The following is a 24,451-nucleotide window of genomic DNA, read 5'->3' as shown; positions in this document are numbered from 1 at the left end:
CTTTCTTGCGAGAACCTCTTTCACAAACTTATACCTTTTAAGATGAACTAATTACTCTCTAACGTTTAGTGTTTAGTATTTAAACCTTCTTGAGAACTGTTCGTTGGTAGTTCTCTTGCTATGTGTTGTAACTCTCTAAAGTAAGTTTTTTAGTGGCCGCTTTAGTCATTGTCTTGTATTTATAACTCTCTTTTGTTACCTTATCTATCTGTGTCCTCCGAAGACAGAACCGCTGTTTGAGGTACTTCCACCCGTTGAACGGCTTCCTCCGAAAGATGAGCCATTTCCGAAACTGCCTCGCGGTGTACTGAATGAAGGGCTTGGATTGCTAAAAGATGGACTCGGGGTATCGAAAGAACGAGTTGGTTCATTACCCCGAGTAGCGTTTCCGAAGCTACGATTAGCACCAAATCCACTATTGTTGTTAGGGCGTGTTACGGTTGTACGAGTCGAACTCTCACGTGGCTCATAAGTGCGAGTCATACCCTGCGGACCATCGAATGTGCTGCGTTGTTGGTTCCCGAAGCTGCGTGGACGACCGTTTTGTGGGAAGCTATTGTCGTATGAGCTGTAACCGTTGTAACCCCTATCATAGTAGCCACGGTTGAAGCTGTCACGCATACCATAGTAGTTACTATTGTTCCTTCCATAGAAGAGGTCTCTGCCATAATACCAACTTCTATCACCATTCATGCGCCAGCTGTGAGCACCACGATAGGCTGAATAGAAGTTAGGACGACCGAAGTAATAGTAATCGCGATGTGGATATCTTGCGTAAACACTGAAGTGCCAGTAGCCTGCATCCCATCTTAATGGACGATAGAAGTAGTTTGCTTCCATGTAAGCTCTGTATTGCCAGTCACAGAGGATATAGTTGAAGTCCATATTACGATGTGCCCAGTTAGCTCCGTAAAGATCAACCATTGAGTTAACACTCATCAGATAATCGAGATTAATCTCGTATGCTGCTTCGTATTGTTCTTCGGTCAAATTCAGTTCATAAGCCATCTTGTCTGTTAGAAAGAGGGCTTGTATGCGAGCTTGCTCGTAACTCATAGCATTTGCAGAAGCACTGAGAACGAGTGTCGCAATGAGTGTTAATATAAGCTTCTTCATACTTTCTTTGGTCTTTGTTGATGATTATTAGGGATGTTTGGAAGCGTTTAGAACTCCTATCCCTGTCCTCGTGATGCAAAGGAACGAATAATATTCAGCATACTAAAAGGATTTCCCCTATACTGAGGGGGATTTTCCCTAAAGGTGTATTGAGTGTTGGTAAGGATTGATGTACCCCTTATATAATAAGGTGTAAGGCTTTGGCAGTTGGTAAGTCATTTGTTTGTTAGTTCTCTTTTTTTTATTAACTTTGCATGAGATAATGCGTGTGTAGATGGCAGAAGTGCTGTTTCTCTTCTCTTTGCACAGCCTATGTCTATTTTGATAATCAGCTTTTTTATATGAAAAAACTACTTTTATCCTTGGTTGTCTTTCTATTGGCAAGTGCATTGAAAGCGCAGTCTTGGGAGGTAAACAATAGAGATACTGCTCGTGTGCAGTTGCTTAAAGGATTAGAATATAAGGTGGAATTACAAGGGAGCTTATCGAAAGGGAAGACTCCATTGTGGCTGAATGCCAATAAGTACGGGCTAAGTTCTTTGGAAGCAACAAATGGTTATGTGCGAGGAGCAGTGGAACGTCCTTTGAGCGTGGATGCTGGTAATAAGTTTGGTATTGGCTATGGTGTAGATGTCGTCGCACCCGTTAATTACACCAGTAAGGCGGTCATTCAGCAAGCCTATATAGAAGGTCGTTGGTGGCATGGAACGCTAACTATTGGTGCAAAAGAACAACCGATGGAGCTGAAGAATGCCGATTTTAGTACTGGATCACAGACCTTGGGCATCAATGCTCGACCTGTTCCTCAAGTGCGATTAGCACTCGGTGACTATTGGACATTGCCTTTCGCTAATGGTTGGTTGCACCTGAAAGGACATATAGCATACGGTAGGATGACCGATCAGAATTGGCAACATGACTTCACACACATGCAGTCGAAGTATTCTGATAAGGTGCTTTATCATTCTAAAGCAGGCTACTTAAAGATAGGAAATGAGGAAGTTTTCTGTCCGTGGTCATTAGAGATGGGGTTAGAGATGGTGTCCCTTTTTGGTGGTACATCCTATCTTCCTGATGGGCATGGTAACCTTGTTCCATCTAAAGGAGGAACTGGGGTGCGTGATTTCTGGAATGCTTTTCTACCTGGGGGAGCCGATAATGGAGAGACAACTTACCAAAACGTGGAGGGCGATCAGCTGGGTAGTTGGGTGATGCGATTGAATTATGAGGGTGATTGGAGTCGTTTCTCCTTCTATGCGGATAAGTTCTTTGAAGATCATTCGTCCATGTTCCAGCTTGATTATGATGGTTATGGCGAGGGGACGGAATGGCAAGAAAAGAAGAAACAACGCTATTTGTTGTATGATTTTAAGGACTGGATGTTAGGCTTTGAATATGAGTATAAGCCTGACAACTGGCTGAATAACGTTGTTGTTGAATACCTTTATAGTAAGTATCAGAGTGGTCCTATCTATCACGACCACACTATCACGGTGCCTGATCATATAGGAGGAAGGGACAACTTCTATAATCACTATATCTTCCCGGGCTATCAACATTGGGGGCAGGGAATGGGTAATCCGCTCTATCGATCGCCTATTTATAATGAAGATGGTACTATATTCTTCAAGGACAACCGCTTTGTAGCATTCCACTTAGGCTTGGGTGGTCATCCTTCTGATTGTTTAAAGTGGCGTTTCCTCGCAACTTGGCAAGAGGGATTGGGCACTTATGAGAAGCCTTATACGCATAAGAAGCATAATGTGAGTTTGTTAGGTGAGGCTGTATATAGGCTCCGTAGTGATATAAAATCTAAGTGGTTGCAGGGTACGGAAGTAAAGTTGGGTATTGGAGCCGACTTCGGTGGTATTCTTGAAGGACCTAATTATGGCTTACAGTTAACGCTCTGTAAGCGTGGATTGTTCGGTAAGTAAAATCGTAATGGTTGAATATAATAATGTAGAAAAAGATATGTTTAAATCAAAGATATTAGTATTTTTATTGCCAATATTGGCTTGCCTCTTCACTTCATGTAGCTTGGAAACAGATAACGATGCAGGAGATTTAGAGGGAATGTGGCATCTGGTTAAGATAGAAGAACTTGCGACAAGTACAAACACAGATGTGAGTAATAAACTAATCTTTTGGTCGTTTCAGGCGAAACTACTGCAATTAGAAGATAAGACAGGTGCGCACAGCAGTTATCTCTATCGTTTTAATATTAACAACAATCAGTTGGCTCTGTCCTCACCTTACCTCTTTGATCGTGAAAATGGCGATCATCCGCTTACAACCTATGATACTTCTTTAGCTTTATATGGCATTAAAACGATGACACCAACACTACAGATTGAAAGCAAGAAGAAAGGTAAGTTGATATTAAGTGATGGGAGTGTAAAGCTCTATTTCGATAAGTTTTAAGTCTTATTCAGCTTGGAAAGGAGACAAACCATTGCGTCTTATTCTAATATCCAATATGTAATTGAATGCGATATAACCGATGATGTCTATCGTAATAATCCATGTTACAAGGAGATGATTGAATAGTAATGTGTTGATAAGGATGAATGTCATTGCAAGCAAGAGGATGCTGATTAACGTTTGACGCTGCGTCAGTCCGGCACGCATGAGTTTATGGTGTATATGGTTCTTATCGGGTCGGAAGAGTGGTTCGCGGTGTATTAATCGTACGATAATAACCCTAAAAACATCAAAGACAGGTACGAGTAGCAAGGTTACTGACAAGAGAATAGAGTCCTTCTGATAAGGCATAACATGTGGATTATACATACAGAATTTAACCATCAAAACGCCGAGTATATATCCAAGTGTTAGACTACCAGAATCGCCCATGAATATCTTTTGCCCGTCTTCTGCACTACCGAAAAGGTTGTGATAAAGGAACGGAACAAGTACACCCATCAGTCCCGCAATCAAGATACAATAGATTCCAATACGCTCACGGAGGAAGAGAAAGAAGAGCCCACAAAGTGCAATAAGAACCAAACTAGCTGATAGTCCGTCAATACCATCTATAAGGTTTATGGCGTTCATAACGAATACGAGGATGCCAACTGTCAGTAACATGCCAACTACCATAGGCAGTTCTTCAATGTTCAAGAAGCCGTAGAGGTTATTAATATAGAGGTAAGAGATGGGCAATAGACTGGCAGCAATCACCTGCATAAGTAGTTTCATCCTTGCACGAATACCAAAGATATCATCGATAAGCCCCGTTAGATAAATAATAGTAATCCCAACGCCAAAGAAAATACTCCATGGGCTTACAGCAATCTTAGTACCTTTATTCGTATAAGTCCACACGAGTAACGCAACAATCGATGCGATTAACATACTCGGCAAGAATGATACTCCGCCTAAGCGAGGGATTGCATTCTTATGTACCTTACGTGCATTAGGTGTATCGTATAGCTTCTTCTTTCTGCAAAATGACAATATTTGTGGGATCATGATGAACCCACATATAGCACTCATGGTAAAGGCAAACAAACTTATCAGGATGTATATAAACATATAATTTAATGATTTCTCTCTTTATAACTCTTGTTTTGTAATAATATTGTATTTGTTGGTAAAGAAAGCATAAAATACTCATTAGAGTTTCTTTTGTTATATTTTAGTCGTTTAGATAGGCTTCTATATCATTTTCTTTTCGTACTTTTGTTGACAAAGGACTTTATTATGATTGAGATTTATCATGGCAGTAATGTAAGGGTTGAGAATCCTCGTATACAAGTAAGTGGTTATAGTAAAGATTTTGGTTATGGATTCTATTGTACTGTACTACCAAAACAAGCACAGAGATGGGCGTTGACGAAGCACCCAAAGCATATTGTGTCTGTGTATGAATATATTGGAGGCGAAGGATTAAAAGTGAAGTCTTTTTCTGAAATGACAGATGAGTGGCTTGACTTTGTTGTTAATTGTCGACGCGGAGTAGAGCATCATTATGATATCGTGGAGGGACCTATGGCAGACGATCAAATATGGGATTATGTAGAAGATTTAGCGAACGATCGCATCTCTCGTGAGGCTTTTTGGGCGTTGGTAAAGTTTAGATACCCCACGCATCAGATTGTCTTCTGTACAGATAAAGCATTGGAGAAGGTGAAATTTAAGAGTTCTTATAGCTTATGAGAAACATTTTCTTTAAAGAAGAATTTATTACGGAGAATGATTTATACTTTGTTTGTTCGATGGTAGAGCGAGTCGCACGCACCATTAGACAGCCCAATAAGTATGTTGTCAATCGGCTGGGATATCAGGCTTTGTCAGAAAAGCTTTCTCTTGCAAACGTCCTTCATTCAGAGAATCCTTTAGCCGTTGTGGACGATTGGATTGATACTTATCACCTTCAAGAAGGCGATTTTGATGTGACGAACGTTGATCCATATTATTGTGAGACCATCCCCACGGAATTACAAATGGGGAAAGTGTATATGCGTCTTATTCTAATGACAATGGATAGTACGGAAGATTATGCTCAAGCTATTCTACGCGTATATAACAATCCAATCTGTAAGATAATTGACAATTATAATAGTAGTGCTTATTACGAGCCGTCACCTTTTATAGCTCGTAGCTATTTTGTTGGCAGCTTTAATTAAACGGATTTAATTTAGTCTAATATCCTTTCGTATGAAAGTATCTATTATCACAGCAACTTTTAATAGTGAAAAAACATTGCAAGATACCTTAGATTCTGTCTTGCGACAGGATTATTGCGATATTGAACACATTATAGTAGATGGTGAATCTACGGACTCAACGGTAGATCTGATTCGTGCATACGCCTCTAAAACAACTTCTCATTCCGTGAAATGGGTATCTGAGAAAGACCGTGGTATATATGATGCAATGAACAAAGGAATAGCAATGGCGACGGGAGACGTTGTTGGAATCCTTAATTCGGATGATTATTTTACATCAAACGATATAGTCTCTAAGTTGGCAAAACCATTCGAAGATGATACCTTAGAGGCTGTGTATGGCGACATACACTTCATTCATGACGGCGAACCAGATAAGATTACGCGCTATTACTCATCTAAAATCTTCTCCCCTTTTTGGGTTCGTTTCGGCTTTATGCCAGCCCATCCCTCATTGTATGTACGCCGAGAAGTCTATCAAAAGATAGGTTCTTACAAGCTCGATTATAAGATTGGTGCCGACTTTGAGATGGTTGTTCGCATGTTTTGTGTCCATAAGATAAAGTCGAAATATCTTAATCTTGACTTTGTTACGATGCGTAATGGCGGAGCGAGCACGAATGGTATTCGTAGCCACCGATTACTTTTACAGGAAGATACTCGTGCTTGCCGAGAGAACGGAATATATAGTAATCAGTTCTTAATCTCGCTCAAGTATCTCTACAAACTCTTCGAGTTTCGGTTCTGATTTTTAGATGGATATTTTGTCTTTTTAGATAAGTTCTTGTGAAATTTGGGATCGTTCAGAAAATATTGTACATTTGCTGTGATATATACATAGGAAATGGCAACTGCTAACAGAATCAATCTGTCTCCGGATCGTTATGATTGGGCTATTCAACGTGCGGGTCTTACAGTAAATGGCTATATGGATAGCCATCCCAGAGTTGCTTTGGCATGCTGGGTGGCACGAAAGCACTTACGATTAAGCAGTTTGAGGACTTTGCTAAAAGCGTACACATCCCATTCGACTTCCTTTTTCTGGATAGTGTTCCTGTAGATAGAATCCCTTTCCCTGTGTTCCAGGGAGAAGCCAGACAGTCCCAGATAAGTGTTCTTAGTGTGCAGAGCGCATCTTGAGTGGAGTTGACAGGGAAAGGACGAAGATGAAGTCCACCTCCATCTATACATTTTTCTGTATGCGTGATTAATTCACTTCAGTTTTCAAAGTTGCTGTCACTCCTGTCACATAAATATACTTTGTAAACTTCTTATAATAAGGATATTATGTGAAATGTTAAAAGTGATAGCAACTTGAATCCTCTCTGATAAAGGTTTTTTATGAGAAAACCTTAGTATATTATTTTGTAGGTCGAATTTATAACAGAATGCCTAAATACTTTTGAGTGCGGCAACTAACCTGTCATTATCCTCTTTAGTTCGGATGGCAATGCGTATATAGTTCTTCCCTTTTAAGCCATCTTTGTTGTCACAGTCTTTAATGAGAATATTATACTCATTAAGTAGTTTTTGGGTTAGCTGCTTTGATGTGAACCGACTTGTAATTTCAGTTAAGAAATAATTGGCCTGTGATGGAATAACATGTATGAAAGGTATCTGATCCAATAATCTTTTAAAACGTCGACGCTCTATGATGAACTTCTCACAAGCATGTTGGTAATCTTTGGTATATTTACCAAAGATTTGCATGTAAAATTCTGCAAAAGAATTAATATTCCATATTGCCACATCTTTTTTGACAGCATCTATTAGGTCGGAATCTGAAGAGGCCATGATTCCAAGACGTAGTCCAGGTACGCCATAACTCTTTGAAATGCTCTTTATGACTATAAGGTTAGGGTTAGATTTTAATATATCATCATGGCAAAGGCTGTTATGAGAATAAGCATCAGTAAAATCTACGAAAGATTCATCTATTATAATCCGTATGCCTTTTTCTTTTCCCCATTGAATAAGATTGATTATATCGCTGATTGGTATAAAGTTGCCAGAAGGATTATCTGGGTTGATTATAAGCAGACTGCTTATTTCCTTATGGGCAAAGAAAGCCATCAAGTCATTTATATTGTATGACATGTCCATGTTCTGAGGAAGATATGCAATTATATCATCTTTATTTTTTCTATTAGGGTATTCCATGAAAGTCGGGTAGACAACTCCAATTTTCCCATTTATCATCCCCATCAAACTTTTGATTAATTCTGCTGCACCATTTCCTACAACTATATAACTCTGACGAATTCCCAAATATTTACCTGCCAACAGAGAGTTAACATACATTCCTGATGGATACTCTGTCAGTAGAGTGTCAAAATTGGCACGTAACTCATCCTTCATTCGTTGTGGAGGGAAGAAAGGATTAACTAAATAGCAGAAATCTAATAATTTAGGGAATCTCCAATAACCTCCGTAACGCATCTCATATCGGGATAGGCTTTTTTCTTTTGGGGCAAAGATTGTTTCTGCAATATCAAGATCCTGTATGTCATCAATTTCATACCACTTTCTGTCTCCGATTGGTAATGCCTTGAAGTCTGAACCGTCAAGGAAAGTGATGATACGTAGTACTTGTTCATAGTATTCGTTGTTTCCTATAGCTTCGCAGTAGGCTTTGAGGAAAGGAAGAAACCTATGTTTGGAAAAATCTTTGCTGAACTTATAAATGTTTACAGTTTTGTAATACTGGTCTGCCTCCTTGTAGTTGAAGGCTTTTTTCGGAATAAAGTTTATAATATTGTTTTCGTCATCTATGCGGACGACAGTTCCATCCATCCAAGATTCCCATTTTGCGACAAGGGCAAGATTAGGGAAAGGATTATCTATGATCATTTGCAATAAACTTTCCTCGTAGATGAGGTCTGATTCCAATAGAATCGTATCATCTTCAGATATTCTGTCTTGAGTAAGTGCAAGAGAATAAATATTGTTCGTCTTTTCGTAGACTGGATTGTCGATGAATTCTATTTTTAATTTGTCATTATAGCGCTGTCCTATGTGGGCAATAAGATTCTGCCCTTGGTAGCCGACTACAATGATAACACGTTTAATCTCCAGATGGGAGAGCATTGTTAAAGTTCTGTCAATCAGTTTGACACCATTGACGGACAGCATACATTTCGTATTGTCCTTTGTGTATTCTCCAAGTCGCCTACCCATTCCAGCAGCTAATATGATTGCTTGCATATTTCAATATGATTATTTGTTTAGTATAGTGTATGCTTTTTGTTTAAAGAAATTTATTCTTTTTCTACTTTTAATGTCTTGAATGAATTCTGTCATCGTATGTGGCAGTAATGCCTTGATATATTGTATAAGAAAGGCTTTTGTTCTGTCTGTCTTGCTCATTTTAAAATTAAACATGGGGATAGGGGTGCGCCAATCCTTTCCATAAAGGAAGTTTAACAAAGCCTCACTTTCTTTCGGTACAGTATAAGATTCTCCTTGGAATTCTATTTGAGTCGTATTGTTTATATATTTTACTTCGCAAAGTTCACATATACAAGTAGTTAATCTTCTGTCTTTTGCATAGGGCGTAAAAAAATAGATATCAATATATTCTCCTTTACGCATTATTGACATAAATCCTCTTCTCTCAAAACGCACGACTTCAAAACCATTTTCTCTCAATATGAAAAGTATGTCTTTAAAACGTTCTAAGTCTGTAATTGGAAGTACGATATCAATATCTTCATCATGAGAAATAAAATCATGTTCTCTCACTGCTCCTAAGAGTGTACCAAAGAAAAGAATAAATTCTAAGTTGTGTGTATTGCATATGTTTTTTAACAAAGAAAGATTTTCTTTCGCCCTTTCTTTGTTAATAGGCTTTATGCCTGGATAGATGGGCACAAAGCGATAAGAGTAATTACCTTTTGATGTTGGAATATTTAATTTCATATTTAGTTTCTGTTATAAGTATTTTATCCTCTGATCCATTTCTTTAGTATTGTTTTTAGACTGAATGGAATGAGTTGTAGTATAGTGTTCCTAAACGTATTGTTGCTCTTGTAAAAGCCTTGTTCAAAGTCTTCGTAAGGTACAACATATTTAGGGTGTTGTAGGGGAAATTCTAATTGTCCTTCGGCTTTGGATTGTAGCTGTTTTGCTCCCGTGGTAGTATGTGTAGCATCTTTACCGAATCCAATGTTGCTTATGAGACCTATGCGTGGATAGATACTTAATTGATTATAAGCCGATAAAGTAAAGAACCATTGCCAGTCCCAGGCACTGACATAATTATTCTCAATTGCCTTTATGCGGTATCGCCAATAGTTTCTGTCTTTACCATTGTAGCCATTATTATTTATGATAGATTCATAATATGGAGTGTTTTTCCAATCCATATTTAAATCCATATTTTTCCAGACACGCCTCCATGTTGCCCATCCCCATGTTGCTTTATACCTGCTAAAGCCATAAGAATCCGGGATATTAACTCCAGAAATATAATTGGGAGCTCCTATCATGCCTATCCGTTCGTCATTTCTATATTTATTTAGCAGTTCCTCTGCAAATGGGAAAAATGAAGATTGTAAAACACAATCATCTTCTATAATAATTCCTTCTTCTTCATTTTCAAAAAACCAATTTATAGCAGTGTAAACTCCTTTACCGCAACCTAAATTCTCTTTTTGGAATAATCTTCTAACATTACATTCCCAATCTATTTGTTGGAGGATAGAATCTTGAGTTGCTTTCACTAATTCGGCTTCTCCTTTAACATTTTCACGTGCGCCATCACAAGCAATGTATAGCTTGCTTGGCTTTACTTGTTTAATACGCTCAAAACTTTGTAATGCAATGTCTTTGCGTCGAAATATTATAAATAGAATAGGAATATTATACATGTGTTGTTTCTATTATTGATTAAAATACAGATGTCTTGATTGCTTCGAGGAACTTGTGACCATATTTTAGATCAGGCTCCACATAATTACCTTCTCCCCATTCGTTCCATGAACGGAGAAATAGTATCTTATGTTCATTTGGTTTGTCATTTATTACTTCTAATGCCTCTTCTATATGCTTCTTAAAGTTTTCAGGGGTTGAATTGATGTAGATTCCTTCATGCTTTCCTGCTCTCGGAGTTCTGTCCCATTGTGGCATAATAGTGGGGTATACGTTATCCCATCTGTCTTCGGGAGAGAAGAAATGTTTTGTTACTTTTGCATAATCATACTTAAGTGGGGGAAACCAAGATATATTTTTTTGTAAAAGGAATCGTACTATTCGTCTAATTTTACCTAAGGCAAGCATCTCACCTCGTGATTTCCCAAAAGAATTTAATCCATCAAAACCTAATGAAAGCATTTCTTTATACACTTCGGCACTGCTATTGGTATTTGGCAGAACCCTTTTTATACTTCCATCTGCAAGCCTTTTCATTGTTGAGGTGTTGTTGCATATAGCTATAAAATGAATTCCTTTTAACCCATTTTCCTTTGCTAAGTTTCTCCACACTTCAATAAAGTTTCTTATATCTTTAAATGAATAAGGGTCGAATATTGCGAATAAAGGTTTTCCATCAACTGTGATGTATCGATGGTCTTTAAAAGCAGGCAATACAGTGTAGAAGTGTTGTCTATAATCTTCTTCACCTGGATATAGTTGTTTTGCTATCATTGCAGGTTTACCATTATTTTTCCATGTCTTTGTCGTCCAGTCATGGTTTGCCCATGCTAAGCAGAAAGGAAAGTCTGGTTTGCCAGAGTTTAAAACTTCCTGGAAAGGTCGCTCCAATAGTCTCTTGTTATTTCCAAACCAGTAATGCCAATAGCAAAATCCCTCTATCCCAGCTTCTTTTGCCATTCGTGCCTGCTGTTCTCTTACTTCAGAGAGGCGCAAATCGTAAAATCCCAAATCAGCAGGTATTCTTGGTTGGTAATGACCCTTGAACTGAGGTTTAGCACTTGCGACATTCGTCCATTCAGTAAAACCCTTCCCCCATGCCTTATCATTTTCAGGAATAGGATGGAATTGTGGTAAATAATATGCTATAACTCTTGCTTTCATTGTAAGCTGTTGTTGAATTATTCTTATCTTATTTTTGTGTGATAATCTCTATCCTGTTAGGAAACTTTCCTTCTAGCTGTTTATGATACCATAAGTATGTATATAACAGTATGTAGTTAATGATTCTGAGATTTCCTCCAATGTCTGAGTAGGAAAAAAGGTACATTCCACCTTGTAAATTAATACATAAAACAAAATAGAGTAGAAGAAGCTGGTGGAGCTTGATAGTATTTTTATGCGTCCTTGTAAGACTGATAATGAGAAAATTAAATACTAAAAAAATTACCACTGCCGATATAGGACCATAGTCTATGGTGAAGTCTCCTACAAATGTTGTAAAAAAGTAATCATCAATATTCAGATTGTGATACTTTTCTCTTCGTTCAGCAAAGTTTTTAGGTGTTTTGGAATCTATTACTCTTTTAATCAGGTTGGCTGTACGGTCACCGTTTCGTGTACCATCAGCATTTAATCCATAATTATTAAAGTAGAGGCTGCCTTGTCCAACGTACCAATTAATAAATCCTCCGATGGTCCCAGTCTGTCCACTGTCTTCTCCGAATCGGCTTACTGTAATAGCGGTAAAAGGTATGGCAATAAGTACAGCTGTGACTATTCCGATAAAATGGAACCACTTTTTTATCTTAGGTTGGAGATATTGTTTGAAAAGCATATATCCTCCAATCATTGTAAATATAGCTAGTGCCACCCCAGACCGTTGTCCCTGAATAATGGCCACAACAAAATTCGATAAAATTCCTATTGTCAAGCAAAGAATAAGAAATTTGTTCTTTTTTTCTAAAGTGAGGTAGTAGAAGAAAATGAAAACGGAAATATCTGTTAGGGAGTTGAATATTATTGCTGGTAAATTCCGTATAGAATTGCCTGAACTCTCAACTCCTTCTATTTTTTCCATATATGCATCTTTTCCAGCAGCCGGGTCTGATATGATGTCTACCATGTTTGAACTGTCTTTCATAATTTCAGGTAGCATGAGAATTGCAGAGAGCAGTACTATAATACTAATGACCCCTAAGATACGTGTGTTTTCTGGCTGTATATTGGGAGTATGTTTATGATGGAAGATGATTAGTGGTGTCAATGCAATTATCATCATTACGTACAAGTAGATATAGGGAAAAACTTCAAGTTGATTATATGCTATGGAGAATAGAGGATCATTTAAAGATAAAATGGAAAAAATAGCATAGATAATGTAAGCAATGATTACAGCACTGCCTCCATCCCATACATTTCTTATATGTTGATAGCATATAAGTGTAATAATCCATATGGAAAGAAACCCTATGGCGAGTATATTATTAATTAGCACTTCTGACATATCTGGAATTTCTTTTGTTGATTAGTTGTAATAGTATAGATTTCTCTTTGTTCTTTAATCCCCATAGGTAGGATAACCCAAGTACAGCACTAGGTAATAAGAAGAAAATTAGAATGAAATGCAATATACCATCCGTTGTGTTTTGAATAATTAAGGCGAGACTTACACCTAATGCCGTGATGGCGATAGCAGGAAGCAAAAAACTAACGAAGTACTGTTTATAACTAAATAAAATAAATGCTCGCTTAAGGCATAAGAGTCTGACAATATGGGCTGTAATACAGATATTAATCATTACAAAAAAAACGATGTAAGAAGGGAATCCTGACTTGAATAAGATCCATGTGATGGGTATAGTTAGTAGCGTGATGCTTTCAACAGCTACATGATATTCCTTTATTCTACCAGTTGCCTCAACAATGGTGGTAATAGGATTGTTAAGAGCTAATAGGAATGTGAAAACAATCATAAGTTGCGCAAAATAAATTGTTTCTTCATCTGCTCTTCCCAACCATACGTATAATATCGTTCTCATTTCTACAATGATCGGCAGGCCAATGCTGCAGAGTATATAATAGGTAATTTTATTACTGAAATTGAAAAGTTTTGTCATATATAAGAAATCCTCTTGTGCATATGCTTTCATCATAGCTGGGCGGAAAGATAGAACCATGCTGTTGCTTAGGGCATTAAAGGCATTGCTTATTTGCATCGCAATTGCAAATGCCATGTTAGAGATAGGACCAAAGAAGAGGTTTATAAGAATTGTGTTTCCTTGGTTCATTCCCATATTGGCTAATGAGCCAAACATAGTCCATCCTGAAAACTGAAGGAGATGCTGGTAAAGAATTTTATCTTTTGTCTTCGTATAATGACACTCTTCGTATTTCCCTCCTTTCCATATATAGAGAAGTGAAACAATACCTGATTCTACAAGCAGGCCAATACTGTAAAATACAAGATGGTCAATAGATATTTTTGTTATAATAACAGCCAGTGCTAAACGCAATAAGCTGTCAACCGTCGATATGATAGCGTACACCCCCATATCCTCATGAGAAAAGATAATGGCTGTGAAAGGTATCTGTAATAAAGAAAAGAAAAAAACGAAGATGGAACATTGATATAAGCTAATGGCGGTAGTCATCCTCTCTGCAGGTATGGTCATCTGTGTGCTGACAAACCAAAGTCCAACGGTTTCAAACAGAATGATTATTGTTATGCTTAGGATAATTATTATATTCAAACTGGCAGAGAAAATAGTCTTTAATCGTTCTTCGTCTTCTTGTCCTAATGCAATAGAAAAGAAACGCTGAATGGATAAAGCAAGGACGGCACTGATGAAGCTGGCGGAAGTAACAACGCCTGCAACAGCGTTGAATATTCCATAGTCGATGACTCCTAACCCTTTTAGAACAAATCTAACGGTATACAGATTTATGATGGTAAGTAACAGCATACGTAGAAACATAAGGGTAGTATTTTTGGCTATCCTTTTATTTCTTTTTTCATTGTTACTTTTCCTATCAATAATGGCCATAGATTGTCAGAGGTTTATTGTTTCCTGTTCTGTGTATGTGTAATGGAACGGAGCACATAAATTGTTGTCAAAATGAAGGAGAACAAGACTGTACCCAGTAAGAATAACATTCTTTTAGGACCTGTTGGCTTTATAGGGACGGCCGCCCCTTTAATCTGAGTAAATACGGGTGTACGTTCACGTAGCTTTGCAAGGGATAGTTGTAATTGACCTTTCAGCTGACTGTAATTGTTATACCTCAGCTGCATTTCATTTTCCATGTCTTCACCTTTCGACTGGACACTAGGTAAAGAAACATCTGTATTAGAGTCGGAGAACTCGCCGTATTTCAGTCTTTGATGCTCATAGGACGACTTTGCCTCATCCGTCAACTTTTTGTAATACTCAACGTCGCGCCGTGCCTTATCAGTACGGTATTTGGTAATAAAATCTTTCAATAGTTCTCTCGTTGAATCAGCAATTGTCTTTGCAATAAGAGGATCCTGATCTTCCGTATTGATAGTTATGGCACCAGTCTTCTTGTCAACCTTGATGGCGATCTGTTTCCTTATACTTTCGATGATGCTATTGTCCAGTTTCGTCAAATGGTAGGCGTTGAAAGGAGTTCCCACTTCATATTTCCCCTCTTCAGGTTTTTTACTTGATATTTTCGTAAGCAGGTCATTTGCCAGTTTGTTCCACCATGGCACCTTTGTTGCCGTGCGTTTATAGTCATAATAAGTTCCCTTAAAAGTACTGTCACCGGTCTGCACGTGTATGGGAAGCAGCATGGATATAAATCCATTGTCATCTATAAGATCTGGATAAAGCATAGGGGTGATAGCATCTGAGGATTCCAGCGTGGACATATCTATGCCGAATGTAGAGGCAAGCGATCCTAATGTTCCTCCACCTGGAGTCTTGCTGTCCACCTCAGGGGCAATTTCCGTGCTTGAGGAATATGTCCTTGGTAAGCTGAAAATATATAGGCTGGCAAATAAAATAGTAAAGGATAAAACGGTGAGATACACCATTTTCTTCTTCCATATTGCATGGAAGACAGCGGTGTAGTCTATACCTTTATATTCATCTTGATTGTCCATAGAATGTTTCTGTTTAAAAAATATCTTTCTATTTATTGGCTTGAGATTTTTTATTTAATTCTTTTCATTCTGTAGCAAATTATTCACTTTTTATTTTATAGCCCGATAGCATCTAACTCTTTCAACTCTTCTTTCAAATAGGGATAAATATATTCAGGACTTTGAAGGAATAATCCTGTTCTTACATTTAGGGGACTCTGGTAAGTTTTTGAATTATAGACATGGTCGAATGCTGCTGTCAAAGGCATCTGACATTTCTTCTGTAGCATGGAGACGAGTTCCTCCACACCGCTATTGATAATGAAGTCAAGTTGTCTTTTGGTTATTTTCATGTTCTTTAATGTGTAGCGATTGCTTCTCCTGTTAAGAAACTTATGTCTGTCAAATAAAATTCTTGTCCAAAGTCCTTGTTGGGCCTGCAAACAGATAGATTAATATCTGTAAAGTCAATATTTGTCCCATGATAGAGTTTCATTCGAAAGTACCTCCGTTTTTTTTGCAGATACTTATGAGGTCATTGATGGCATCGTTTAGAGAAAGTTGATGTTCGGCCTCATAGTATCTGTTCAGGAAATCAATTCCTTTGTATTCTTTTAGATAATTGAATGCAATGTGCGGTTCCATACCGAACTTCTTCCCAAATTCGGTAATGCACATATTGATATATCTAATTTTATTCATCATTTTTTCCTCTTCTATTGTATTGTGGCGTAAGAATTGTCAATGATCCTTCACAGTATCTGTATACAGTCCTCTGAACAGATCTTTGCGTCCCGAGTAGTAGGCTTCGAGGGTAGAGATAAGAGGTTCTTGCCGAACCTACGAGGACGATCGAGAAAGTAATACTTTCCTTTGCAGGTTAGCCAGTATATCTCCCGTGTCTTGTTAACATAGATACATCTATCCTGTCGTATTCTTTCAAACGACCGTATTCCTATCGGGTATTTCATTTCCTATTCCTTTCTTCACTATTTCAAGAGGTTGGCAATTGTGGCGATGACGGCAGCAATGCTGGCCGCACTGGATCCGACACTGAGTGTCTCGGCAAGGCTCATCCTGCTCTGTATCTTCGTAGGGACGATGATTTCGCAGCCGGGGCGTACCTTGGCGTTGTGTCCGATTTTGGCAAGCATCCCGTTCATGTAGAGGATATAAGTGTTGCTTTTCTTTGCATCACTGGCAAAGCCACCTGCTTGATCAATATAATATGCGACACTCTTACCTTCAACATAACCGACAGAGTTTGGATACATAACTGCACCATTGATCTTAACAGTACCATTGTATTGGGGAACAATAAGTCTGTCACCTTCTCTTAGCACAATGTCTGCATCACTACCTGGGTGTGCAATAGCTTTATCGAGTTCTATTCCGACAGGATACGTGTCAGGTACTTGGAATTTAACCTCAACTTGCTTGGTATTTTCTTGCGCCGCTTTCAACACGGAAGCATCCTTTGTTCTTATAGCTAATTGCATCATGTTTTTACTTTGTTGATCCATTTGAGTCTTATAAGCAGCCTCCATTCTGCTTCGTTCGCTAGGTGTCGGACGTCGTTCTAGACGTGCCCCCTTGATATATGCAAGGTCTGTTCCACCACCAGCAGCTTTAAAGACATCACTTAAACGCATCTTACGTGAGGTGAGGGTGTACTTTCCTGCAAAGATAACTTCTCCTTCAACAGAAACATTCTGTTGTGTTGTGGTTCCTGGACTCTTACGAACATAGACCTCGTCGAAAGGCTCTAATACGAATCCTGGAGCACCATCTATAACAAAACCATCACGGAGAGCAAAGGAATAAGTGCGTGCAATAATAGAATCTGGTGCAAGTGCTTGTGGATTATTAATGCGTCGCGATACATCTACCCTTACTGTTGAGGCTGTTTGTTTCAGTCCTCCAGCTTGCAAGATAAAGTCTTCTAACGATTCATTATCAGCGTATGTATATACGCCAGGATAGAGTACTTCACCATGAATAGTAATTGTACGCTGCTCTTGTGCTTCTGTTTTTGTAGGGATGAAGAGCACATCCTCATTTTGAAGAGGAATGTCGGCAACACGTCCAGTAAGGATTCCATCAATATCAACTGATATTACCTCTAAGGTGCGATCTGCTTTCTTCCTGTGTAATACGGCATGAGGAGTGAAAGCAACTTCGGTTAGTCCATCAGCAGCTTCAACCAGTTCTCGAATACTATTGATACGTCCTCCCACTTCATACATGCCTGGACGGAACACTGCTCCCTTTATCTCAACCATATTCTCATAACGAGGTATAACCGAATCAACGCTGACAGAGTCTTCATCAGCCACTCGGAAACTACGCATGTCAAACTCGTTAACGTTAAAGATAGAATATTGCCGACCTGTTTTACGGCGTACTCTAACCGAACGAGTATAAGCATCGCCAGCGAAACCACCAGCATAACTAATCAAAGTTCCGAGACTCTCGCCACGTTTCATTTCATAGAACATTGGACGTTTCACCTTTCCACTAACCTGAGCAAGCATTTCGTAAGGACCAACAACTATCACATCGTTATCAGCTAAACGTACATTTCCACTTAAATGACCACGACGCAAGAAGTCATAAACATCCACAGTACTGATGAGTGTCCCATTTCGATATACCTTAATATTACGTAATGTACCGAGGTCACCAATACCACCAGCCATATACAAAGCGTTGAATACGGTGGCAAAGGCAGAGAGTGTATAAGTTCCAGGGGTCTTTACTTCACCAACAACGTTTACCATTATGGTATGTGTCTGACCGACAGAGAGACGGATACTAGAACTACTATATCTCTTCCCGAGTTTCTGCTTAATACGATTATTAGCCTGTGCAACAGTCAGTCCGCTTACTTGAATAGGACCAAAACCGTCTAACGTGATGATACCATCAGGTGCTACTGTTGTTTGATACGACTTCTGAGAGGCTCCATAAACATCAATGAATATAGCATCGCCAGGTCCAATTCGATAGTTACGAGGTAATGCCATGTTCATATTCGGTTCGAATGATAGACTCTTATTATTAAAGATATCGCGCCCCCAAACCTTCTTTCGGTTACGACTTAATTGCTTCAGAAGGTTCTCATACATTATTGCTGTGTCTTGAGGCATCCAATCATTCATCTCCGATTGCATCTTCAGATAGTCGCCATCATTCTCATCATACGTATGTTGCCACGTCTGATTGTTTGATATTCGACCATCAGAGTACCGGTTCATGTTTTGCTCGTTATCATTATAATCTTCGAGTGTGTTTTCTGCAATCTGACGTTTGTTCTGCCCCGGACGCTTCTGTCCGTTATTACTACGACTACGATCGCCAGTATTGCTTTCTGGCGCAGCTCCGAAAGCAGCATTGCCCTTTTGCATCTTTTCGTATGTAGCTCTCACACGTCTAATCTGTGATATATCAACACCGCTCTGCATCAGTTTGGTTACAATCTGTGCCTGTGATGTTCCACGCTTATGCTCCTTTTGAACAAACTCCAGAACCTGTGTGTCCGTCATAGACGACTGCGCAAAGCCGCTTAGCGAGCATATTGAGAGTAATACGAATAGAATATATTTCTTCATTTTCTTTTGTTAGAATTTCTTGCCAGTGATAATATTAAGAATCGTTTTAATAACAATGATAAAGTCTAACCACAATGACCGATGTTCCAAATAATGGATATCCATTTCCATACGTCGCAGCATTTTCTCCATTGTGTCAGTATATCCATTATAAAGTGTAGCCTCTGATGTCAATCCCGGTTTCATCTGATAAATCAGGTTATAGCGATCTGTATGTTCTTGTATCTTATTGATGAAGAACTGACGTTCCGGTCTCGGACCAACGAAAGACATGTCTCCACGAAGAACATTCCATAGCTGTGGCAACTCATCCAAGTGATGATTTCGGAGGAACAACTCTAGTCGTGTAGAATTTGCACTATCACTGTTTGCGATAAGTTGAGGTCCTTCTTCTTCCACAACACTACTCATTGTGCGGAACTTATAGATAATGAAAGGTTGCCCTTTGTATCCTATTCTGACTTGTCGAAAGAATACCGAACCATTGTTTTGATATGTTAGTAAGAGAATAACAACAATGAATAATGGAGAACAAATTATGAAACCAATGAGCGATGATATAATATCAAATGCTCGTTTGAGGCTGCGTTGTAGCTTCCCCATGGCATCAATATTAGTTGATATGTCCATTTCGTCTCGTGTTAGGCTCGTTTGTATAGTATAACTCAACTTTGGTTTATTTATTATAGTGTTGTCTTTGTTATTTCGTTGCAAAGGTAGCTTTTTTTATTTATTTATAGGTTAGAAATGTGCATCTTTCTACACTTAGCAGTATCTTTGCGCATGAATCAGGGGTAATAATGCGTAAAATTATTCATATAGACATGGATGCTTTCTTTGCTTCAGTTGAACAAAGAGACAATCCCGAATTGCGTGGCAAGCCCATAGCTGTTGGTTATGATGGACCACGTGGAGTAGTCTCTACAGCTAGTTATGAGGCTCGTCCCTACGGCGTTCATTCGGCTATGTCCATCGCACAAGCTAAGCGTCGCTGTCCTGATTTAATCATTGTCCCATGTCATTTTGAAAGATATAAGGAGGTTTCGGGGCAAATCCATGAAGTCTTCCATGAATACACCGATCTCGTAGAACCCATCTCTTTGGATGAAGCCTTTCTTGACGTGACGGAGAATAAGAAAGGAATAGCACTCGCTGTAGACATTGCAAAAGATATAAAGCAGAAAATATTTGAACGTACTTCATTAACGGCTTCTGCTGGAGTTAGCTATAACAAGTTATTGGCAAAGATAGCTTCTGACATACGCAAGCCCAATGGTATCTATATTGTTCATCCCGAACGAGCAATGAACTTTATTGCTCGTCTCCCTATCGAGAAGTTGTGGGGTATAGGTCCGAAAACAGCTATTAAGATGCACGAAATGGGAGTCTTTACGGGCGAACAATTACGTAAAATCTCTTATAATCATCTTGTTCAGGTCTTTGGAAAGATGGGGAAAGTTTATTACGATTTCTCTCGTGGAATCGACGAACGCCCTGTAGTCATTAGCCGGGAACGTAAATCGGTCGGTTGCGAACGCACATTTCTAGAGGACTTACATGTTAAATCGAAAATTGTCATCGAACTTTACCATATTACACTAGAACTAGTTGAACGATTGAGCAGGAGTAAGTTTGAGGGTCGAACGCTCACTTTGAAATTAAAATGGGATGCAACGACTCAGATAACACGTAGCTTAACACAAGAGAAAATATTACGAACAAAAGAAGATATACTCCCACTTGCAAAACAATTACTCAGAGAAACGGAATATGAAACTCGCCCCATTCGTTTAATGGGTCTATCTGTTTCTTTCCCAACGAATGATGAAATTGTTGAGGAGAAGCTCCCAATGTGGGTAGAAGGTTTCTTACCTTTTGAAGTGCCTTAAGTATTTATACCTAATATGATTCCACCTATTACAATTTAAATTAACCCTGTTCGCACTCTTTGTCTAATAGGTTCCCGCATTCTTTATCACCCGTTCCCCATTCCTTTCTCACGCTTCTTGCGTCTTTCTCATCCGTACCTTTTACTTGTCTCATCGTGATGAAACTAGTGTCTCATCACAATGAAACCAGTGTCTCATCACGATGAAACTTGTGTCTCATCACGATGAAACTAACTTTATGTGCGTGTGTAAATGATGCGCAACACGTTAGAAAGAAATGGAGAGCAGGTGATAAATAATGTTGGAACAGGTGGAAAACGATTCGCAAACAGGTGAGAAAACTGGGCAAACCTGTTAAGTTAATCGGATATAATCTTCGTTTATCTCCCATATCTGTTGGCTATATTATTGGTTAAAACATTTCCAAGTACGGAATAAAATATTTAATTTTGCAGAAAAATGAGTTGATGCAGTATCAAGTAACTTGTAATAAGTGCCATCGTCCATTCACTATTAACAGTGAAGGAAGTGATAGAATACATTGTACTTGTCCTTATTGTGGGCAGTCGTTACTTGTTAATTTGCCCACTGTTGCTCAACCCGTTACCCCCTCTGTACAGCCAACTATCTATGATGTGCAAAAGAACGAAGGTGCTAGTGCCTCAACGAAGATACTATTGAGCATTCTCATTGTTCTACTTCTTGGTGGTTTGTCCGTATTTGTTTTTATTCAATGGCAACAACATCAAGAGAGTGAAAGAGAGCTTTTAGCAGCACAACGTAAAGCTCATGCAGACTCTGTTTTGCAAGTTCGCGCTAAACTGCAGATGCAGGAAGCAGCAGCACAGCGCAAGACGGATGAACAAAAGTCGGTGTGCCGCTTTTTAGATTCATTCTATCGGAAGGCGGTCTTTACATCAGGTGATCCAAGCTATTATGTACGTTACCTAACCCCATATTGTCGGCAAATGATATTCGGCGTAGATCCTTTTGGCGAGGATGAAGATGTCTGGAATGAATGGTGGGCAGCTTTTGGGGATCCTAGTAGTGGGGACGACTTTGATGAGATGAGGCGCAATTTACAGGTTACGCCATTGGGTGATAATTGGTATAAAGTACGCCTATCAGAACATGGTGTAACGGTATTCAGGAAGATAAAAGTTAAAGTATCAGATGGACATGTACTTATTGATGACATCAGATAAAACGAAAGAAAGGAGGTTCTCAAAGAATGCAGTTTCAGATTGTTTGTAAGCATTGTCATCGTTCTTTTGTGATAACATCGGAGGGAGGAAAGACTTTGCGATGTAATTGTCCTTATTGCGGTGAAAGCATGGTGGTTGCTACTCCAAGCGAAGAGCAGTCTTCGCAAAATATATCCAGAGAACAAGTTTTAGACAAGCAGGCACCTATTACTATGGGTAATGGCTATAACAAGGCAACTACTCAAACGAAACACGGCAAGTTTATAAGTGGAGTGGGGAAGATGACAATCATCGTGTTTACGATTGTGTTTGTTGGTATTCTTGCCTTATCTTCACTCTTATATATTATATTTTCTGCGATGTCGAATTAAATAATAATACTCAAGTTATGAAACAAACAAAGATAGTATGTTCAATTAGCGACCGACGTTGTGATGTCGATTTCCTTAGGAAGCTTTTCTTTGCGGGTATGAATGTTGTACGTATGAATACGGCTCATGCCACTCCTGATGGTATTCGTGAGATCATCCGCAATACGCGTGCTGTGTCTCCACACCTTGCTCTCCTGATAGATACAAAAGGTCCGGAAGTAAGAACAACGGGCACAGATAATCCTATTCATTATAAGGCGGGGGATATGGTAAAGATCTTTGGTCGCCCAGATATTGATACAACAAAAGATATTATAAACGTATCTTATCCAGACTTTACTCGCGATGTAAAGGTGGGCGATCATGTGCTTTTTGACGATGGAGCATTGGATATGTTGATTGTTGAGAGTGCTGGTCCAATGTTAGTTGCACAAGTTCAGAATGAAGGTGATTTAGGATCACATAAGAGTGTAAATGTACCTGGAGAGCATATCGAACTACCAGCTTTGACAGAGAAAGATAAGCGTAATATCCTGTTAGCAATAGATGAAGATATCGACTTTATTGCACATTCTTTTGTGCGCTCTGCAGCTGATGTATTGGAGGTTCAAAAGATACTTGATGAGCATAACTCGGATATTAAAATCATCTCGAAGATAGAGAATCAAGAGGGCGTTGATAATATTGATGAAATCATTGATGCCTCTTATGGTATTATGATTGCGCGTGGTGACTTGGGGATTGAGGTGCCTATTGAGTTGATTCCAGGCATTCAGCGTAGTATCATCAACAAGTGTATCTTGAAGAAGAAGCCAGTGATAGTGGCAACTCAGATGCTTCACACCATGATTAATAACCCTCGTCCTACTCGTGCCGAGGTAACAGATATTGCGAATGCAATCTATAGTCACACAGATGCTTTGATGTTGAGTGGTGAGACTGCAAGCGGTAAATATCCTGTTGAGGCGGTACAGACAATGGCGCGTATAGCAGAGGCTGCGGAGGTTGACGCACACAAGCGTGGGCATATCAACGTACCGATGACAAACCTTAATGACCAGCGTGAGTTCTTGTCAAGAAGTGCTATTGAGGCAACAGAACAGTTGGGCGTGAAAGGTATTGTAACCGATAGTGAGACGGGCTTAACAGCTCGTAATCTTGCAGCTTTCCGTGGTCCTAACCCAGTATTGGCTATTTGTTATAAGGAGAAGGTACAGCGTTGGTTGAACCTTAGCTATGGTGTTATTGCCATCTACCAACAGCAACACAAGTCTAGCCAAGAGATGTTTACAGCTGCTTTGAGAATGTTACGTCAAAAGGGTTACATCGATTTGGAAGATAATATTGCTTATCTTTCAGGCTCTTTCGGAGGCAGCGGAACAACCTTCTTAGAGATTAATAAGGTGGGAGAAGTGTTCAACCGCAGTTATCGTTTCCACTTACCTGAAGAAGAAACACTCCCTGTTGAAAAAGACGAGAAGTAATTATTTGATATATGGAAAAGGTGTTCAAAGTTGTTTTGAACACCTTTTTATAGCCTATTATATCTTTTCTTTTTAAAAAGACTAGTATCTCTTTCTTTAATTTGCTACTAGTCGACCTTAACACGAAGG

General features: G+C 39.0%; 22 protein-coding genes and 2 pseudogenes. 9 read left to right on the top strand and 15 right to left on the bottom strand.

Annotation, left to right across the window (positions count from 1 at the left end):
* Window positions 1-204 precede the first annotated feature (204 nt).
* A complete protein-coding gene (locus J5A55_RS05680) occupies window positions 205-1,116 on the bottom strand; it encodes a hypothetical protein (protein WP_004384361.1) in 912 nt (303 codons plus the stop codon).
* Between the two features lie 341 nt (window positions 1,117-1,457).
* Here J5A55_RS05680 and J5A55_RS05675 point away from each other — a divergent pair, with 341 nt between their 5' ends.
* Together J5A55_RS05675 and J5A55_RS05670 are read left to right on the top strand one after the other, a co-directional pair.
* A complete protein-coding gene (locus tag J5A55_RS05675; protein WP_004384363.1) occupies window positions 1,458-3,050 on the top strand; it encodes a capsule assembly Wzi family protein in 1,593 nt (530 codons plus the stop codon).
* Window positions 3,051-3,087: 37 nt separating this feature from the next.
* Window positions 3,088-3,537, top strand: coding sequence for a lipocalin-like domain-containing protein (locus tag J5A55_RS05670; RefSeq protein WP_039851564.1), 450 nt, complete (start codon window positions 3,088-3,090; stop codon window positions 3,535-3,537).
* Between the two features lie 3 nt (window positions 3,538-3,540).
* On the opposite strand, the gene J5A55_RS05665 is transcribed toward J5A55_RS05670, so the two are convergent.
* A complete protein-coding gene (locus J5A55_RS05665) occupies window positions 3,541-4,650 on the bottom strand; it encodes an MraY family glycosyltransferase (RefSeq protein ID WP_004384365.1) in 1,110 nt (369 codons plus the stop codon).
* Between the two features lie 168 nt (window positions 4,651-4,818).
* On the opposite strand from J5A55_RS05665, the gene J5A55_RS05660 reads away from it, so the two are divergent.
* From J5A55_RS05660 to J5A55_RS05650, 3 genes are read left to right on the top strand one after another with little or no spacing between them, the layout of a single operon-like run.
* Window positions 4,819-5,274 carry a DUF3990 domain-containing protein gene (locus J5A55_RS05660; RefSeq protein WP_004384366.1) on the top strand — a complete coding sequence of 152 codons (456 nt, stop codon included), beginning with the start codon at window positions 4,819-4,821 and terminating at the stop codon, window positions 5,272-5,274.
* Window positions 5,271-5,744: a hypothetical protein gene (locus tag J5A55_RS05655; protein WP_004384367.1), complete on the top strand. Its 474-nt coding sequence runs from the start codon at window positions 5,271-5,273 to the stop codon at window positions 5,742-5,744. Before J5A55_RS05660 ends, J5A55_RS05655 begins: the two co-directional genes overlap by 4 nt.
* 31 nt (window positions 5,745-5,775) lie before the next feature.
* Window positions 5,776-6,534, top strand: coding sequence for a glycosyltransferase family 2 protein (locus J5A55_RS05650; RefSeq protein ID WP_004384368.1), 759 nt, complete (start codon window positions 5,776-5,778; stop codon window positions 6,532-6,534).
* Window positions 6,535-7,178: 644 nt separating this feature from the next.
* On the opposite strand, the gene J5A55_RS05645 is transcribed toward J5A55_RS05650, so the two are convergent.
* The 13 genes and pseudogenes from J5A55_RS05645 to J5A55_RS05585 form a co-directional block, all read right to left on the bottom strand.
* Complete coding sequence (locus J5A55_RS05645) at window positions 7,179-8,990, bottom strand: aminotransferase class I/II-fold pyridoxal phosphate-dependent enzyme (protein ID WP_004384370.1); 1,812 nt, start codon at window positions 8,988-8,990, stop codon at window positions 7,179-7,181.
* Window positions 8,991-9,002: 12 nt separating this feature from the next.
* Window positions 9,003-9,704, bottom strand: a complete 702-nt coding sequence (locus tag J5A55_RS05640) for a LicD family protein (protein ID WP_004384371.1) — start codon at window positions 9,702-9,704, stop codon at window positions 9,003-9,005.
* 23 nt (window positions 9,705-9,727) lie between these two features.
* Entirely contained in the window at window positions 9,728-10,654 is a 927-nt protein-coding gene (locus J5A55_RS05635; protein ID WP_004384372.1) for a hypothetical protein, read from the bottom strand.
* A 19-nt stretch (window positions 10,655-10,673) separates the two neighbouring features.
* Complete coding sequence (locus tag J5A55_RS05630) at window positions 10,674-11,819, bottom strand: glycosyltransferase WbsX family protein (protein WP_004384373.1); 1,146 nt, start codon at window positions 11,817-11,819, stop codon at window positions 10,674-10,676.
* A gap of 28 nt (window positions 11,820-11,847) precedes the next feature.
* Entirely contained in the window at window positions 11,848-13,161 is a 1,314-nt protein-coding gene (locus tag J5A55_RS05625) for an O-antigen polymerase (RefSeq protein ID WP_004384374.1), read from the bottom strand.
* Complete coding sequence (locus tag J5A55_RS05620; protein ID WP_211802922.1) at window positions 13,142-14,701, bottom strand: lipopolysaccharide biosynthesis protein; 1,560 nt, start codon at window positions 14,699-14,701, stop codon at window positions 13,142-13,144. Before J5A55_RS05620 ends, J5A55_RS05625 begins: the two co-directional genes overlap by 20 nt.
* 14 nt (window positions 14,702-14,715) lie before the next feature.
* Window positions 14,716-15,783 (bottom strand): Wzz/FepE/Etk N-terminal domain-containing protein, encoded by a 1,068-nt coding sequence (locus J5A55_RS05615; protein ID WP_004384377.1) that lies wholly within the window; start codon window positions 15,781-15,783, stop codon window positions 14,716-14,718.
* A gap of 95 nt (window positions 15,784-15,878) precedes the next feature.
* Window positions 15,879-16,115 carry a hypothetical protein gene (locus tag J5A55_RS05610; RefSeq protein WP_004384378.1) on the bottom strand — a complete coding sequence of 79 codons (237 nt, stop codon included), beginning with the start codon at window positions 16,113-16,115 and terminating at the stop codon, window positions 15,879-15,881.
* A gap of 41 nt (window positions 16,116-16,156) precedes the next feature.
* Window positions 16,157-16,258: pseudogene (locus J5A55_RS05605) on the bottom strand (DUF3990 domain-containing protein); the annotation flags it as partial.
* Window positions 16,255-16,467 carry a DUF3791 domain-containing protein gene (locus J5A55_RS05600; protein ID WP_004384380.1) on the bottom strand — a complete coding sequence of 71 codons (213 nt, stop codon included), beginning with the start codon at window positions 16,465-16,467 and terminating at the stop codon, window positions 16,255-16,257. The pseudogene J5A55_RS05605 and the gene J5A55_RS05600, both read right to left, overlap by 4 nt.
* Window positions 16,468-16,521: 54 nt before the next feature.
* Window positions 16,522-16,733: pseudogene (locus J5A55_RS05595) on the bottom strand (AAA family ATPase); the annotation flags it as partial.
* Between the two features lie 18 nt (window positions 16,734-16,751).
* Complete coding sequence (locus tag J5A55_RS05590) at window positions 16,752-19,373, bottom strand: SLBB domain-containing protein (protein WP_039851540.1); 2,622 nt, start codon at window positions 19,371-19,373, stop codon at window positions 16,752-16,754.
* 9 nt (window positions 19,374-19,382) lie between these two features.
* Entirely contained in the window at window positions 19,383-20,003 is a 621-nt protein-coding gene (locus J5A55_RS05585; RefSeq protein WP_004384383.1) for a sugar transferase, read from the bottom strand.
* 170 nt (window positions 20,004-20,173) lie between these two features.
* Between J5A55_RS05585 and dinB the strand changes: the two genes are divergently transcribed.
* From dinB to pyk, 4 genes are all read left to right on the top strand, one after another.
* Window positions 20,174-21,262 (top strand): DNA polymerase IV, encoded by a 1,089-nt coding sequence (dinB, locus tag J5A55_RS05580; RefSeq protein WP_004384384.1) that lies wholly within the window; start codon window positions 20,174-20,176, stop codon window positions 21,260-21,262.
* A gap of 467 nt (window positions 21,263-21,729) precedes the next feature.
* Window positions 21,730-22,467: an FmdB family zinc ribbon protein gene (locus J5A55_RS05575; protein WP_039851541.1), complete on the top strand. Its 738-nt coding sequence runs from the start codon at window positions 21,730-21,732 to the stop codon at window positions 22,465-22,467.
* A gap of 26 nt (window positions 22,468-22,493) precedes the next feature.
* Complete coding sequence (locus J5A55_RS05570) at window positions 22,494-22,838, top strand: large-conductance mechanosensitive channel (protein ID WP_234396095.1); 345 nt, start codon at window positions 22,494-22,496, stop codon at window positions 22,836-22,838.
* 17 nt (window positions 22,839-22,855) lie between these two features.
* Entirely contained in the window at window positions 22,856-24,322 is a 1,467-nt protein-coding gene (pyk, locus tag J5A55_RS05565) for a pyruvate kinase (protein ID WP_004384389.1), read from the top strand.
* The last annotated feature ends 129 nt before the right edge of the window (window positions 24,323-24,451 follow it).

The organism is Prevotella veroralis (assembly GCF_018127765.1).
Taxonomy (GTDB): Bacteria; Bacteroidota; Bacteroidia; order Bacteroidales; family Bacteroidaceae; genus Prevotella; species Prevotella veroralis.
Note: the sequence above shows the minus strand (reverse complement) of the source record. Positions and strands in the feature narration are given on the sequence as shown.

Bases quoted from the DNA above. Each gene is read 5' to 3' on its own strand.
- J5A55_RS05625 (WP_004384374.1), bottom strand. From the start codon at position 13,161: ATGTCAGAAGTGCTAATTAATAATATACTCGCCATAGGGTTTCTTTCC.
- dinB (WP_004384384.1), top strand. From the start codon at position 20,174: ATGCGTAAAATTATTCATATAGACATGGATGCTTTCTTTGCTTCAGTT.
- J5A55_RS05575 (WP_039851541.1), top strand. From the start codon at position 21,730: ATGCAGTATCAAGTAACTTGTAATAAGTGCCATCGTCCATTCACTATT.
- J5A55_RS05635 (WP_004384372.1), bottom strand. From the start codon at position 10,654: ATGTATAATATTCCTATTCTATTTATAATATTTCGACGCAAAGACATT.
- J5A55_RS05675 (WP_004384363.1), top strand. From the start codon at position 1,458: ATGAAAAAACTACTTTTATCCTTGGTTGTCTTTCTATTGGCAAGTGCA.
- J5A55_RS05655 (WP_004384367.1), top strand. From the start codon at position 5,271: ATGAGAAACATTTTCTTTAAAGAAGAATTTATTACGGAGAATGATTTA.
- J5A55_RS05620 (WP_211802922.1), bottom strand. From the start codon at position 14,701: ATGGCCATTATTGATAGGAAAAGTAACAATGAAAAAAGAAATAAAAGG.
- J5A55_RS05645 (WP_004384370.1), bottom strand. From the start codon at position 8,990: ATGCAAGCAATCATATTAGCTGCTGGAATGGGTAGGCGACTTGGAGAA.
- J5A55_RS05590 (WP_039851540.1), bottom strand. From the start codon at position 19,373: ATGAAGAAATATATTCTATTCGTATTACTCTCAATATGCTCGCTAAGC.
- J5A55_RS05600 (WP_004384380.1), bottom strand. From the start codon at position 16,467: ATGATGAATAAAATTAGATATATCAATATGTGCATTACCGAATTTGGG.
- J5A55_RS05570 (WP_234396095.1), top strand. From the start codon at position 22,494: ATGCAGTTTCAGATTGTTTGTAAGCATTGTCATCGTTCTTTTGTGATA.
- J5A55_RS05660 (WP_004384366.1), top strand. From the start codon at position 4,819: ATGATTGAGATTTATCATGGCAGTAATGTAAGGGTTGAGAATCCTCGT.
- J5A55_RS05630 (WP_004384373.1), bottom strand. From the start codon at position 11,819: ATGAAAGCAAGAGTTATAGCATATTATTTACCACAATTCCATCCTATT.
- J5A55_RS05650 (WP_004384368.1), top strand. From the start codon at position 5,776: ATGAAAGTATCTATTATCACAGCAACTTTTAATAGTGAAAAAACATTG.
- J5A55_RS05665 (WP_004384365.1), bottom strand. From the start codon at position 4,650: ATGTTTATATACATCCTGATAAGTTTGTTTGCCTTTACCATGAGTGCT.
- pyk (WP_004384389.1), top strand. From the start codon at position 22,856: ATGAAACAAACAAAGATAGTATGTTCAATTAGCGACCGACGTTGTGAT.
- J5A55_RS05670 (WP_039851564.1), top strand. From the start codon at position 3,088: ATGTTTAAATCAAAGATATTAGTATTTTTATTGCCAATATTGGCTTGC.
- J5A55_RS05615 (WP_004384377.1), bottom strand. From the start codon at position 15,783: ATGGACAATCAAGATGAATATAAAGGTATAGACTACACCGCTGTCTTC.
- J5A55_RS05585 (WP_004384383.1), bottom strand. From the start codon at position 20,003: ATGGACATATCAACTAATATTGATGCCATGGGGAAGCTACAACGCAGC.
- J5A55_RS05640 (WP_004384371.1), bottom strand. From the start codon at position 9,704: ATGAAATTAAATATTCCAACATCAAAAGGTAATTACTCTTATCGCTTT.
- J5A55_RS05610 (WP_004384378.1), bottom strand. From the start codon at position 16,115: ATGAAAATAACCAAAAGACAACTTGACTTCATTATCAATAGCGGTGTG.
- J5A55_RS05680 (WP_004384361.1), bottom strand. From the start codon at position 1,116: ATGAAGAAGCTTATATTAACACTCATTGCGACACTCGTTCTCAGTGCT.